We start from the raw sequence: 13,224 nt of genomic DNA, 5'->3' as shown, positions 1-13,224 counted from the left end.
TGGGATTAGCTAGATGTAGACTAAATCTGAGGTATTCCACCGCTCTTCCAATATGAGATTAAGTCACTATTACAACTATAGTCAATGGTATCATTAATATCAGAAATATCAGGTTTCTCCAACCATCCACTCGAATAGTCACAACCGTACACGGCTGGTGACTGTCCAGTATTGGGCTTCAATTTTTGAAAACGATGCATTTGTGAATCCGCCGAATGCACCTGACAGTATGCGATTCTCAGCTAGCCAATTCATCAACTCCTTCGTTGTCGCCTGAGCATTAGGATTCACGGGGTTAACTGTATGAGCAGATGTCGTTTGTGAAAAAGCTGAAACGCTTATTAAAGAGAGTAATATAAAAACACCAATTTTTTTAAACATACATATTCTTCGTCTTCTTTATTTTTATTATTCTAATCATTAGTTCTGTTAAGAATTTATAAAGCACAGAATCCATTAAGTCATTTACCTTTTTAATCTATCTCTCCTCTTTTAATTATTAGTTGCTCCCCAATAACAGCTAACAATAGGTCTCAACAATATTTTTACGAACACCAACATCACGACGACCTTTTTATAGACAGAAACTTATTTGCATTATTCCCCAATCTTCAATATAGATTTTTCACTCTGCATAGAAGGCTCTTTATTTAAAGTCAATATTAAAGTTATACCTATAATACAGAAAGCACCAACCCATTGAAAAAAACCAAATGGTTCTTTTAGCCAAACGACAGTTGTTACTACTGCTGATAGAGGCTCTAAACTGCCTAACAGGCTTGTTTCTTTGGGTGAAAGGCTTTGCAAACTTTTTATATAGAACCAGAACGCAATCATTGTTCCAAATATCGTAACAAATAAAATATATACATATGCCTGAGCAGTTAAGCTTTTAAAATCCATTTGCCATGGCGGATGAATAAAACTTAATGCAAAACCGCCAATAATCATAGCCCAACCTACAACAACAAGGGAATCAAATTTATTTAATAAACCAACAGCATATAAAGTATAAAAAGCTGCCGCGAATCCTGATAAAACTCCCCATACTACCGCAATTTCCGGTACTGAAAGTTGAGAAATGGAACCATTTGTTAGCAGAAAAAAGCACCCCGTCAGCGCAAGCAATACTGTTATGATATCTTGTTTGGTCAGAGCAGTTCTTTTTCGCAAAACCGAGTAGATAATGACGATTACTGGGGATAAATATTGTAATAACGTAGCAACAGCAGCATTCCCATGTTGAATGGATGCCATATATGTGTACTGCACAGCAAGCATTCCAAACAACCCGAAAATTAGAAGCTGACCAGCTGACGCTTTGTTTTTCCAAACCTCAATAACCTGAGACCGATTCTTTCTGAACAATTGGAGCATTAAGAGTAAAATGCCTGCCGTAAGCAAGCGTATCGTTACAAGCCAATTTACATCAACTTGATCATCTTGAAAAAGTTTTTTTGCTACTGTACCCCCAATTCCCCAACATGTCGCTCCTGTTATAACATAGAACAATCCCATTCTTCTTTTAGAAGTATTCATACATGACTCCTCACTAATAAATATAATAATAGTGTTATAATAAATTCAGATTCTCATAAAAAATACTCAAATCGAATGAAAAAATATAAATATATTGAGGTGAGAATGTCCAAATGAAAAGTTTTATGATTGATCAAAACTTAAAAGAATTAACAGAGCACCGAACGGTAGAATTACCAGTTGCATGTTACGAGACAAGGATCAATCAAAATATAAATGGCTATATACCGCTTCATTGGCATGATGAAATTCAATTTGTATTGATACTAAAAGGGGAAGCTGTCTTTCAAATAAATGAAGAAAAAATAGTGGTTTTAGAAGGGGATGGATTATTTATCAATAGTGGCTGCCTGCACATGGCAGAAGAAAAGGATGGCTCAGATTGTACGTATATTTGCTTAAATGTTTTACCCCAGTTCGTGTTATCTCAAGAACTGTTTTCAAGCTATGTTCAGCCCTATATTTTTTCAACAAATTTATCCTATTTATTTTTGGATGGAAATCAGCATTGGGCAAAAAACATTCTAAAAGCTGTAAAAAAAATAAATCAATTGGTTCAACAAAAGAAATCGCTTTATGAAATTGACATTACCATGCAATTAACTTCGATATGGAAAAACTTGGTCGTCAATGGTTTTCATTTAGAGTATGATCAATCTGAAATGATAAAAAGTCATCGAATGAAACAAATGTTAAACTGGATACATCTCCATTATGCTGAAAAAATTACATTAGAGGACATTGCAAAAGCTGGCCAATTGAGCCGATCTGAGTGCTGCCGTTATTTTAAACGAATGCTGAATAAGACGCCGTTACGTTATGTACTGGATTATAGAATCCAAAAAAGCTTATTGTTACTGCAACACCCGGAAACCAATGTTACAGAAGTGTCTTATCAAGTTGGATTTAACAGTACCAGTTATTTCATAAGTAAATTTCAACAAGCTATGAATATGACACCATTCTCATACAAAAAAATTCATATGGGAATTAATTGATAAGGTTATTTTACGATTTGAAATAAAGTCCTTGTTTAAGGTGCTCCCTTCTATTTTTTTAATAAGCTGTTCAACTAGCCATTAGTGTCAAGTTCGTGTAGCTACACATACCTGATAGTCCAAGAGGATCTCAGCATAGAATGATTCGTTCCCCATTGCTGTACTATCAAAAAACCTATCTAAAATCTCTCTTACAACTACCTCTGTTAGTGCCATAATCACTTCTCCTTTTTTTAATTAATGTAATTTCGTTTTTGAATTGGATGTCAATGGGGAAGCACCAACAAAACGCGAATTTCGTACGCTAAAGCAAAATTTCATTTCATAAAGAAAAAACCGATGTTCCTATATGTGCGGGACATCGGTTTTTGTTCGTATCCTTTTACTTAGTTATTAAATTTTGACATAAAACTTAGAGTGCTACATTTTTCAAAAAGTAATAAAATTACCTATACTAACTAGAAAAGGGTTCATACTATACATTTTAAAATATCAATTAAGCACTAATATTTGGGTTATGCGCTGTTTCACCTTTATGGGAAACATAACTATGTGCTATCATTCCTAGCATTATTACAAACATACCACACCAAGATAAAATAGAAGGAAATGAAGAATGTAATAAAATTAGTTCTCCGATAACAGCAAAAAGTACCTCCATGGATTGTGTTGCTTCAACAGTTGCAAGTTTCTGCATATCTCCTTTAACCATATCAGTCGCTTTAAAAAATAAGATAGTTGCAATTACACCCGAACAAATAGCAACTAAAATAGATTGCATAGTTTGCTCTTTACTAGGCAATCCTTCTGTAAAAAGACCATACAAGGATAGTAAAAACCAAAATGGTAAGCTTGCTAATGTCATTCCAAGGACACGCTGATAAGCATCTAGACGATTTCCACAAACCTCCATCATCTTACGATTCCCGAGCGGGTAAGCGAAAGATGCTACAATAACAGGGATAATACCTAACAAAATATCTTTTACAGCAAGCGATTTTGCTTGTTCCATTTGCATAAAGAAAATACCAAGAAGAATAATTAATGACATCCCCATACCTTTCATTGGGATTTTTCCTCTTTTCTTAAGAATTCCATCTGGTGTTTCAATGGTTTGAATAAAAAGAGGAGCTAACAAAGATCCTGATATAATAGTAATTTGCCATGTCCCAGCAATTATCCATCCTGGTGCATGTACAGCGGCAAAGCATAATGGAGCGTAAAATAGACCAAAACCTACGAAACTCCATAAAAACCATGCTCTTAAATTCTCTCTCATAACTTGTAATAATACTTTTAATTTTTTCCTACTCATAACAAGAAGTAAAAGAAATGGAAGCATGAAAACAAATCGTAATGAGGCACTCCATATCCAGCTACCACCTGATAATTCCATTGCTCGATTCAATATAAATGTGAAAGCAAAAAAGAAAGCAGCACATATACCTAAAAAAATAGGGCGCAAATTTCTCACCTCAATCTGTCTCATAAGTCAGTAATTCCCCCAGACTTAACCAGTTTTGTTCTACAAGATGTGCTGTTGTTTCTTTATCTTTATTTTTGCATGCTTCTATAATGTGCTGATGTTGTTCTACTGATTTCAAACCATTTATAGAAGTGAACTGAGAAATTTCAAGGCGTTGAATCTTAGATATACTTCGTTCTAGCGCGCGAATGATTTCAGGATTTCCCGCCACATCTAGAAAAACATTGTGGAATAACTCATCGGCTTCAATTGCTTTTATAATATCTTTTTTCTCAATAGATAGTAGTAAGGCTTTATTACTGAACTCTAATTCTTGAATATCTGTCTCTTTGAGTAATGGTACTGCTAAACGAGCTGCTAATGAATGTAAAGCTGCTACCACAGTAAATGCGTGTTTTGCCTCCTCAAGATTTAATGGTGCAACACGAGTCACTGAACCAGGAATAGATTCAACCAGTCCTTCATCTTCAAGACGTTTTAGAGCCTCTCTAACCGGAGTACGGCTAATTCCGAATTCTTCTGCTAACTCTTTGTCATTTAAGCGTTGCTCCGGTTGCAGCTCTAATGTAACAATTGCTTTTTTCAAAGTTAGATATACTTCATCTCTTAATGACGTACGTTTAATGGGTTTAATAATATCTTTTTTCATAAAACCAATATATCGGATATTGGTTTTATGGTCAACTGTAATTTTTCAATCAGATACATTCAATTAGCAAATTCTAAAAACGACTGTTTATGGTACTTGGTTATTTTTAAACAAAAGCACTAAAAACTCATCCATTTTAAGTACCAAAACCCCGCTGCAATGATGGCGATGGGAACTAACATTGGTCTAACTAAAATGGCTGATGCTACTCCTGGTATCTCCTATGAAAATAAGAGATATACCATATATCCAAATTTGTTGTTTTTCTAATTTTTCTCTAGTTATCTTCATATTGATAATCTCACCTCGTTAATTCTTAAGGAAACTTTGTTCTTTTCTATCCCTGAAACCCCTAGTTAACTACTTCTTACTTGAAATTGTTGCCATGTCATGGATACCATATAAGGGTATATAACTCTAAAGAAAAAACAAAGAAGATACAAAGTATCGTTTTGTATCTTCTTTGTTAGTTCGAGTCCCTTTAAAGTAGAGGTATATTTCCAGTTACAAAAGCCTTTTTTGTAAAGAATTTGAAGTGTTTCGAATAAAAATTAATCAAATTGATGTTAATAACAGTAATAAAAGAACATGTTGTAATAGCTTAACTTCTTTATAAAAAAGTTTGATTACATTTTCGGGGCTTCCAAACCGAATTTTGTCCATTCCTCTTTTGCTGGACCATAAATACCTGGAACAGTTAAACCTGCTTGTCTCATAAGAACAGTCATTTGTCCTCGATGGTGATTTTGATGTTGAATTAAGAACATCAAAAGTGAACCATTTGGCAATTGTTGACCAATAAAGTTGATACATTCTTGAAGTGTATGGTCAGTCCACTGGTCTTTTAACGCCTGTACAAATGCATTACTTGCTTGATCATAGCTGTCAGCGATAAACTGAGCTGAAGAAGGAACAGGATAATCTTCAGCTGGAGCGTGAAACGTTAAGTCTGTGTTTGAGGTAATGATGCGAATAGCAGCAACAGTATGCCAAGCTATACGGCCTAAAGTCCAATTTTGTGAAGTTATTTCTTGTTTAAGCGATTCATCAGTTAGACTATTTAGTAGTTTTTGTGTAGCATCGGCTTCGAACTCCCAAGATTTGAAAAAATGGTCTAAGGTTTGAAACACAAAAATCCCCCTTATAAATTTTTTGTGATATCTATGAACCTATAATTCAATTATAGTGCCCCGTTTAGTTAAAAAGAACATACTTTAACAAAAATTATCTAAGGAAAAATGGCATCACGACATTCTTATAAAAGTCACGAATTAATTTTTAAACATCGCATCTATTTTTACAAACATGGTGACTATCCAGTGGATTAATCACTGAAAGTCTCCATACTCACTCCAACATGCATATAAACCCGTGAATGTATATTATCCTTTGCAGAATAAGAAAAATAAGGAGCGTGTAGTATGAGTATCGAAATAAAAGCAGTAACTGGTGATAATCGTGCCGCTATTCTTGCTTTGCATGTCAGCGAGAATCAAGCATCATATATTGAATCAACAAAAGTATGTTTAGAGGATGCAAAAGAATGTCACTACTATAAACCTGTCGGACTTTACTATGAAGGAGATCTAGTCGGTTTTGCAATGTATGGATTGTTTCCTGAGTATGATGAAGACAATGAGAATGGGAGAGTCTGGCTTGATCGATTCTTTATTGACGAACACTATCAGGGAAAGGGATTAGGAAAGAAAATACTTAAAGCTCTTATTCAGCACCTTGCTAAGCTATATAAAAGTAAGAGGATTTATTTAAGTATATTTGAAAATAATATTCATGCTCTATGCCTTTATCAGAGGTTTGGTTTTCACTTTAATGGTGAACTCGATTTTAATGGCGAGAAGGTAATGGTAAAAGAACTATAGGTTCTTAGATGATTTCCATAAAGCCATTTAAAATTAGGCAAATTAATAAAAAAGATTTAGTATTCTGGCTTTCTCTATTTTTTATACAGGAGATTACATATTTAAGAAGACTAATATGTAATCCCCATTCCTAAAAAACTATCGGAGCCAACCAGTTCCACAATTTTACTGTTCACAAAACAATTTGGGCTTATTTTTTACCTCTACGAGACCATACCACCACTGGAATGAGCAATAAGGATAAAATCCCTCCAGTAAATGATAATGTTAGGAAACTTGAACCTGCCACAATCATTCCAGACAATGCTCCGCCAGCAGCTCCTGACAACGCAATCAGAACATCTACTGTACCTTGAGTTTTAGCCCGTGTGGCCGTTTCAGTTGAATCAACAATAAGTGCAGTCCCACTTATCAAACCAAAATTCCATCCTAATCCAAGTAAAGAAAGAGCAATGACGAGAAGAACCATAGAATCTCCTGGTGCAAATGCTGCCATTAAGCCTGCCAGAAGCAACGTCATTCCAGAAGCAATCGCCATTGCAGTACGTCCCAGCTTATCAACAAGAACACCAGTAACCAGTGAAGGGAGATACATGGCACCTATATGAAAACCAATGACAAGACCGACTGCACCCAAGCCATGTCCATGATGACTCATATGGACTGGTGTCATTGTCATAATAGCCACCATTACAATTTGGGTAAGAACCATAATCGCAGCACCAACAATTATGCCTCTTTTGTTTTCTGTGTGCTCGGTTGTTTCCAAATGTCCTTTATCACTAGGTTCTTGGTTGGTCGCTTCGATTGTTCTTGCTATCACTAATGGATCTGGACGAAGCATGATGAAAAGGACAACACCAGCTAAGATATATGCTGCTGCTGCTAAAATGAAAGGGCCAGCAAGTGATGGAACACCAATAGAAATAGCAAAATTCCCCATGACATTCACTAAACTTGGACCCGCAACTGCGCCAAATGTTGTAAAAACCATCGTAATACTAACAGCAGTCGCCCGCTGTTTATTATTTGCTAAGTCCGTACCTGCATAACGAGCTTGTAAATTTGTCGCTGTTCCAGCACCGTAAATAATCAATGAAGTAAATAACAAGAAAATACTATTTATGATGGCTGCAATGATGACTCCTATTGCTCCAAGTCCGCCAATCACAAAGCCAGCTGAAAGACCTGTACGGCGGCCATAGCGTTGAGATAGTCTCCCGACAAATAATGCAGATCCTGCTGATCCTAAAGTAAATAAAGCAGAAGGCAGACCAGCAAACGCATCTGTACCAAGCATTTGCTGTGCAATAAGCGCACCGACAGTAACTCCTGCCGCCAGCCCTGCACCGCCAAAAATTTGTGAAATACTTACAACGAATAATGTACGCTTGTATAATGCTTTTTGTTTTTCTGGAGAACTGATGTAACTTTGTAATGAAGCTGTTTGAACGTCTGTTGTTTTTAACATACTCTTACCTGCCTTTCGTAAAGCCTAATTTATAAACCTCCCTCTAGATGTGGATCATCATAACACGCACAAAAAAGCCATACAATATAATAATTGTATGGCGAACAATATTAGGTAATACCGTTTATCAAACGTTTAAGGATCATTAATCCTTGCTCAAGCTCTTCGAGAGTTTTTGGTGCACATACAGAAACCCTTACAGCCCTTTCCGGACAACTATTTCCCACTACAAAGCGTTCAGCCGCATACACTTGCACTCCATGCTGTGCAGCTAATTCTTCAAATTCAGCACCAGTCATTTTACCCGGCAACAACAACCAACGAAAAATGCCTGTTTCTACACCTAAACATGTATAGTCCGCAAAATATCGGTTGACGATTTGGTTTCTGCGAATGGTTTGTTCCCGATGCCCCTCAATTAAGACTTCAAATTGATTTGATACAATCGTGCGTGCAGTAAGTTCAGCTAATAGCGGGGAAACGGTTATATTTAAATTATAGAGCGCCTTTGACATTTGCTCCTTAAATTGACTCGGCACTGCTACATAGGCCAGTCGCAGCCCTGGTGCTAACGATTTTGATAAACTTGCAATATGGATAACCTGTTCCGGCGCGAATGATGCAAGTGCTGGAAGTGGATTTTTGTTGAGAAGATGGTACGTTGCATCTTCAATAACAAACAGATTATATTTCTTTGCAATTTCTGCAATCATTCTTCGTTTCTCAACAGACATAAAGGAAGCTGTCGGATTATGATAATCTGGGATCAAATAAATGCCTTTAATATTTTCATTTTTACAAGCATATTCAAGTGACTCCGGACTCATTTCATAGTTCTCTGATTTTATCGGTACGATTTGCACACTAAGCATTGATGCAACAGTTTTTAATCCAGGGTACGTATGATGGTCAACACCAATGCGATCTCCAGGCTTACAAAGACTCGCCAATGCAGCAGCAATCGCATTTTGCCCCCCATTTGCAAATAAAATGTGATCAACGGCTGTTTCAAACCCGCCTCTTCGGATTAGCTTTACAGCTGCATCCTTTTGCCAAAGGCTTTCGCCCGCCCGACCATAACCAAACCATTTTCCGTAATCTTCATCTTGCAGCATGTTTTTTAGTTGGAGTAACAGGGGCTCGTAAGAAGCATTATCAGGCAGTGTTGCTCCCATTTCAATTAAATGTTTCGGCTTTGTATCTTCAAGTAAATACGCATTTGATAACGCATCGTATGATACAAATGTGCCGTTTCCCACAGATGCACTTAGCAAGCCCTTTAACTCGCAAACTTTAAACGCTTTTGAAATGGTACTTACATTTAAATCCAAATAATCAGCCAGTTCTCTCTGTGGAGGAAGTTTTGTTCCTGGTAATAAAACTCCGTTTACGATATCCTGTTCCAATTGCCCTGCAAGTGCTTTATAGATAGGCTTTTCCGTTTTATCAATCGATGGCTTCCAGCTCATCGGATAGTTTTCAAAAGAATTAATCGGCATGATACGCATCCTTTTTCACTCAATTATAAGAAGGTGCTGTTTATAAAACAATGCTAACACTCTATCATATTATGCCTTTTGGTGAATATCCGAGCAGCAATTCTTACTTAATACTTACGAAAATAGTGTTTCCTCTTTGTTTGCGAATGTGAACCAGCTATTCTTCCCCTCTTTGCCAAAATCAATTGCTTTGTTGAACCAGTTTGCATATTCACCGCCGACAGAAAGAACATGTTTTGCAACTTCCACTGAACCTTCTGTTTTGTAAGCTTCACACAATTCCTTAGATTTAAAGTTCGGGTAAGCAGTTGTTTCAAATGCGACCATAAAAGCGTTGGCTGTCCAACTCCTTTACGCGGCCGCGGCCTTTTACATTTTTGTAGTTGTATTCTCTTTCTCTAACTCGTCAATTCGTTGAGTTGTAATTGCTTTGAAAATGAATGGAACAACGTTGCCCTCTTCATCTACGAATCGTTTAGAAATCGCCACTTTTACTTCTTCCGCTTCAATTGTTTGTTCTGGCATAAAGAATGAAAGATCGTATACCTTTTCGTTTTGTTTTTCACTCATGTCCATTAGCTCCTTTGAAACTATGATCATTACATTTTTGATCAAACAAAAAAAGCAGACACATCGGGCGGATTTTTATAGTGAACTAAGTTCACAAAAAATTAACAAAAAATACCTTGGATATTTTTGTATTTCATGTAATAATACAGTTGTATTAAAAAACAAAAGGAGTGTTTAGAATGAAATTGAACAAAGTTTTAACTGGTTCCGCGCTGTCCCTTGCTTTACTCGTTTCCGCTACTCCTGCTTTTGCTGCAACCCCTACTGTAGATAGCGCCAGTCAGAAGGCAGTAACTCCTCAAGCTGAGATAAAAACTATATATCTCACAGCTAACACACGCGGAGAACTTGCCGATGTAACGGTATTTGCTGGTGTTAAATACTATTTAAAAGATGCCTGGCAGAACAGTGACGGCACATGGACTGGCTTATATCAAGGTTGGTATTAAAAGTATCTGAGAGATAAGGGGATTTTCCTCTTTTTTTGTGGACAACTCCTGTTCCATTGAATCTTCAGCTGAGTACTATCGAATTATCAATGAGGAAATAAAAAAGAAGTTAGGGGGCTGCACTCGGCAATGTCTTTTATATAGTGTTGATTTTAAGGAGTGAGCATTATCAATCCGAAGGAGCTTTGGATAAAATCGGTAAAGCTTTGGGGGAAGTTGCGAGGTCATTAGAAAAAGTCGGTGCAGATTTTATTGTAATACGTATAAATACTATGCATAATGTGAATGGCTATATCCAAGAAATGATTAGAAAAGGTATTCGTTTAGTAGGATTACTTGGTACTAAATATACGATGGAACAAGGTTTTCACTTCAGAACAAAGCCCATTCCCGGATGAGTTTGAGTTTGTTTAAAGTATTATTAATTATTCCACTTAGACTAAAAACTCATTTTATAATCAATTAAACTATCATCACTATCGAATGAGCTCGATCAGCATATCATGTACTATCCTCTTTTAAGGAAGGTGATGTTATGCGGTCATTTCCATTAATTGTGGTGCTATTCATCCTATTAATTATCGTTGGGACATCTTTCTTCGGTAGCTGTTAAGAACTCACCTTACCCCATATCCATCAGACGCCATAAGAAATCTTTATGGCGTCTGTTTTGTTATGTGTCTAACTCACCCTGCAAAGTTTCTGAACCAGGGAAATTACTGTATATTGAGCGATATGTTTTTAAAAATCGTCCACTGTGTTTGCTAATTTACTATTGATTTAGAAGCCATTTTATACGATCAGCTGAAATTATGTAGTGTAGCAATATTAGACAAAAAAACATAATACCAACCGTTTTTACATGACTAAAATAAAGCGCTGCAACAGCCATTGCAAAGATCAATAATTCAATAACTAATCTTGTTACCCCGTTTACAGCTATCACAGTTTGTCCACTTCGACTAGGATCATTAGGCACTGCAAACACGGACCAGATCATCATAACTGCAATCGGTAAAACTAATGTTAGAACATATTTAAAAAAACCATTAAAGTGGGTCCATGCAAACACACCTATGGAAATGAGTGCAGCGATTTCAAGGGCGAATCTTAAAAATAAATTAGTTTGATTCAGATTTTCCAACTCCTCTGTATTAAAAAGCACCCCGCAGGAGATGCTCTTCTCTTTTATTTCAGCGTATAAAAGCTTTTCTGTTCTTCCTCTTTAGACTCTATTGGAGTTTTCGGAGAGATCATCTCCACTTTTAAAGATATGACACCGACTGCTGCTGTTACCAATGCTCCGATTAATGCAACAAATATAAGTATAATGAAATATGACAACTTTTCCCCTCCTATCCAGATAATTATCCAAATAATCAGGAAGTTGTCTACAATTCGCGGAATTTGTCGAACGATACTATGAAATAAAACCATAATCTTTTGGTCCTCATATTAATAACATCTAATAGTAAAAGAACCAATGGCTAAAAACCCTTGGTTCTTCAGCTAACCAGAATATTCTAAGGATATCGTTCGTTCACCTAGAATATTAAAGCACTTCCTTGACCTTACTTTCTTCTTCATCGTTTTTTATTACTTGATACTCTTTCTCCCAAAAATGTGCATTCTTTATCCCTAGTTTTTCCGGATCAAATACTGGATCTCTCCCCTCTTTTTTTGGACCCCATAGAGAAGTTGTAAAAACTAGTTTCCAATTTCCCTATTGTTTTTCGGAATATATGCCTCCTTCAAAGCTAAGAGCTGTTCCTGCTAAAAACGCTAATAGATAAGAGAAATAACGCATTACATGATCCTTCTTTTCATTTTGTGAGGGAATGTTCTTTATGGACTTTGTTGATGAAAGAGAAAGTTGAAATACCTTTTCAGAGTGAGGTGAATCGGGGCTTAGAAATATAAACCGCAAAGCTTTCTTGAAGAAGCTTTGCGGTCTAAGGTTTCTTTTTGCTTAGTATAAGTCAATGGATTTCCAGCGGAATCCACTGCACCCCAAGGCATAGTGGTTTTATGAGCATGTATGCCACGTAACAATGAATGTGGAGGAACCTGAATGTTTCAATCAGTTTTGGGATAAAAGTCGTGTTGACGTTCCTCTGCTTTATTATTTAATATTCGGTAGCTAGACTTTCCAATATGAAGCGGAATATCCAATTTTTCTAAATTTGGCATTCCATTTTTTAAGAAAAGCTCTTTATCTTGATATCTCTGTAAAACTTCTCCCACAATCCACTCTTGATCGCCCAAAGTGGAAATACTGTGTACTTTACACTCATAAGCAAAATACGCATCAGTTAAAATTGGTATCTCAGCTTTTAGCCCTTCTTCGTATTGAATATTAAATTCTTCAAACTTATTTATATCTCTGCCACTATGGGTGCCTAATGCTTGGATGAATTCCGAACATTTCCCTGGAAGGAAATTCACACCGAAAACACCACTTTTCTCAATCATTTTGTAAGTATATGTCTCTTTGTTTACTGATATCCCATACATTCCAGGAGAAGATCCGATATACGTATGCCAACCGGAAGCCATTGCGTTTTTTTCACCTTGATATTGAGCCGTAACTACAGCTACCATTCCAGGGTAGGCGTACCAAATTGGTTCATCTATCGGTGCTCTCATATTCATCGCTCCTTTTGTTTTAGATTCATTTTTTATT

The 13,224-nt window shown here is 36.4% G+C and carries 13 protein-coding genes and 4 pseudogenes; 5 read left to right on the top strand and 12 right to left on the bottom strand.

Going from position 1 to position 13,224, the window contains the following annotated elements; genetic code table 11:
• Position 1: 1 nt before the first annotated feature.
• Together CVV77_RS13900 and CVV77_RS13895 are read right to left on the bottom strand one after the other, a co-directional pair.
• Positions 2 to 381: pseudogene (locus tag CVV77_RS13900) on the bottom strand (glycosyl hydrolase); the annotation flags it as partial.
• Positions 382 to 597: 216 nt separating this feature from the next.
• Positions 598 to 1,539 (bottom strand): DMT family transporter, encoded by a 942-nt coding sequence (locus CVV77_RS13895; RefSeq protein ID WP_029316868.1) that lies wholly within the window; start codon positions 1,537 to 1,539, stop codon positions 598 to 600.
• 113 nt (positions 1,540 to 1,652) lie between these two features.
• Here CVV77_RS13895 and CVV77_RS13890 point away from each other — a divergent pair, with 113 nt between their 5' ends.
• Positions 1,653 to 2,537, top strand: coding sequence for an AraC family transcriptional regulator (locus CVV77_RS13890; protein WP_100275648.1), 885 nt, complete (start codon positions 1,653 to 1,655; stop codon positions 2,535 to 2,537).
• Positions 2,538 to 3,033: 496 nt separating this feature from the next.
• On the opposite strand, the gene CVV77_RS13885 is transcribed toward CVV77_RS13890, so the two are convergent.
• The 3 genes from CVV77_RS13885 to CVV77_RS13875 all read right to left on the bottom strand — a co-directional run bounded on the left by CVV77_RS13885 (position 3,034) and on the right by CVV77_RS13875 (position 5,802).
• A complete protein-coding gene (locus CVV77_RS13885; RefSeq protein ID WP_029878411.1) occupies positions 3,034 to 4,026 on the bottom strand; it encodes a DMT family transporter in 993 nt (330 codons plus the stop codon).
• Complete coding sequence (locus CVV77_RS13880; protein WP_100275647.1) at positions 4,013 to 4,672, bottom strand: GntR family transcriptional regulator; 660 nt, start codon at positions 4,670 to 4,672, stop codon at positions 4,013 to 4,015. Before CVV77_RS13880 ends, CVV77_RS13885 begins: the two co-directional genes overlap by 14 nt.
• A 626-nt stretch (positions 4,673 to 5,298) precedes the next feature.
• The gene (locus tag CVV77_RS13875) at positions 5,299 to 5,802 is read right to left on the bottom strand and encodes a DinB family protein (RefSeq protein WP_100275646.1); all 504 of its coding nucleotides are present in this window, start codon (positions 5,800 to 5,802) and stop codon (positions 5,299 to 5,301) included.
• 291 nt (positions 5,803 to 6,093) lie between these two features.
• Here CVV77_RS13875 and bltD point away from each other — a divergent pair, with 291 nt between their 5' ends.
• Positions 6,094 to 6,552: a spermine/spermidine acetyltransferase gene (bltD, locus tag CVV77_RS13870; RefSeq protein ID WP_100275645.1), complete on the top strand. Its 459-nt coding sequence runs from the start codon at positions 6,094 to 6,096 to the stop codon at positions 6,550 to 6,552.
• A 190-nt stretch (positions 6,553 to 6,742) separates the two neighbouring features.
• On the opposite strand, the gene CVV77_RS13865 is transcribed toward bltD, so the two are convergent.
• The 3 genes and pseudogenes from CVV77_RS13865 to CVV77_RS13855 all read right to left on the bottom strand — a co-directional run bounded on the left by CVV77_RS13865 (position 6,743) and on the right by CVV77_RS13855 (position 10,047).
• Complete coding sequence (locus CVV77_RS13865) at positions 6,743 to 8,023, bottom strand: MFS transporter (RefSeq protein WP_100275644.1); 1,281 nt, start codon at positions 8,021 to 8,023, stop codon at positions 6,743 to 6,745.
• Positions 8,024 to 8,133: 110 nt separating this feature from the next.
• A complete protein-coding gene (locus tag CVV77_RS13860) occupies positions 8,134 to 9,522 on the bottom strand; it encodes an aminotransferase-like domain-containing protein (RefSeq protein ID WP_142397321.1) in 1,389 nt (462 codons plus the stop codon).
• Positions 9,523 to 9,636: 114 nt separating this feature from the next.
• Positions 9,637 to 10,047, bottom strand: a pseudogene (locus CVV77_RS13855) (phage tail assembly chaperone).
• Between the two features lie 224 nt (positions 10,048 to 10,271).
• Between CVV77_RS13855 and CVV77_RS13850 the strand changes: the two are divergent.
• The 3 genes and pseudogenes from CVV77_RS13850 to CVV77_RS13840 all read left to right on the top strand — a co-directional run bounded on the left by CVV77_RS13850 (position 10,272) and on the right by CVV77_RS13840 (position 11,154).
• Positions 10,272 to 10,541, top strand: coding sequence for an LCI fold-containing protein (locus CVV77_RS13850; protein ID WP_100275642.1), 270 nt, complete (start codon positions 10,272 to 10,274; stop codon positions 10,539 to 10,541).
• Between the two features lie 37 nt (positions 10,542 to 10,578).
• Positions 10,579 to 10,912: pseudogene (locus tag CVV77_RS13845) on the top strand (aspartate/glutamate racemase family protein); the annotation flags it as partial.
• Positions 10,913 to 11,076: 164 nt separating this feature from the next.
• Positions 11,077 to 11,154 (top strand): YjcZ family sporulation protein, encoded by a 78-nt coding sequence (locus tag CVV77_RS13840; protein ID WP_080010850.1) that lies wholly within the window; start codon positions 11,077 to 11,079, stop codon positions 11,152 to 11,154.
• A 159-nt stretch (positions 11,155 to 11,313) separates the two neighbouring features.
• On the opposite strand, the gene CVV77_RS13835 is transcribed toward CVV77_RS13840, so the two are convergent.
• From CVV77_RS13835 to CVV77_RS13830, 4 genes and pseudogenes are all read right to left on the bottom strand, one after another.
• Entirely contained in the window at positions 11,314 to 11,685 is a 372-nt protein-coding gene (locus CVV77_RS13835; protein WP_029316869.1) for a YrdB family protein, read from the bottom strand.
• Positions 11,686 to 11,729: 44 nt separating this feature from the next.
• Positions 11,730 to 11,885, bottom strand: coding sequence for a hypothetical protein (locus tag CVV77_RS22180; RefSeq protein ID WP_019258976.1), 156 nt, complete (start codon positions 11,883 to 11,885; stop codon positions 11,730 to 11,732).
• A gap of 208 nt (positions 11,886 to 12,093) precedes the next feature.
• A pseudogene (locus tag CVV77_RS22430) lies at positions 12,094 to 12,222 on the bottom strand (hypothetical protein); the annotation flags it as partial.
• Between the two features lie 395 nt (positions 12,223 to 12,617).
• Positions 12,618 to 13,187: a flavin reductase family protein gene (locus tag CVV77_RS13830; protein ID WP_100275694.1), complete on the bottom strand. Its 570-nt coding sequence runs from the start codon at positions 13,185 to 13,187 to the stop codon at positions 12,618 to 12,620.
• Positions 13,188 to 13,224 lie beyond the last annotated feature (37 nt).

Source organism: Bacillus sp. SN1 (assembly GCF_002796895.1).
Taxonomy (GTDB): domain Bacteria; phylum Bacillota; class Bacilli; order Bacillales; family Bacillaceae; genus Bacillus; species Bacillus inaquosorum.
This window is presented reverse-complemented; position numbering and strand designations above follow the sequence as displayed.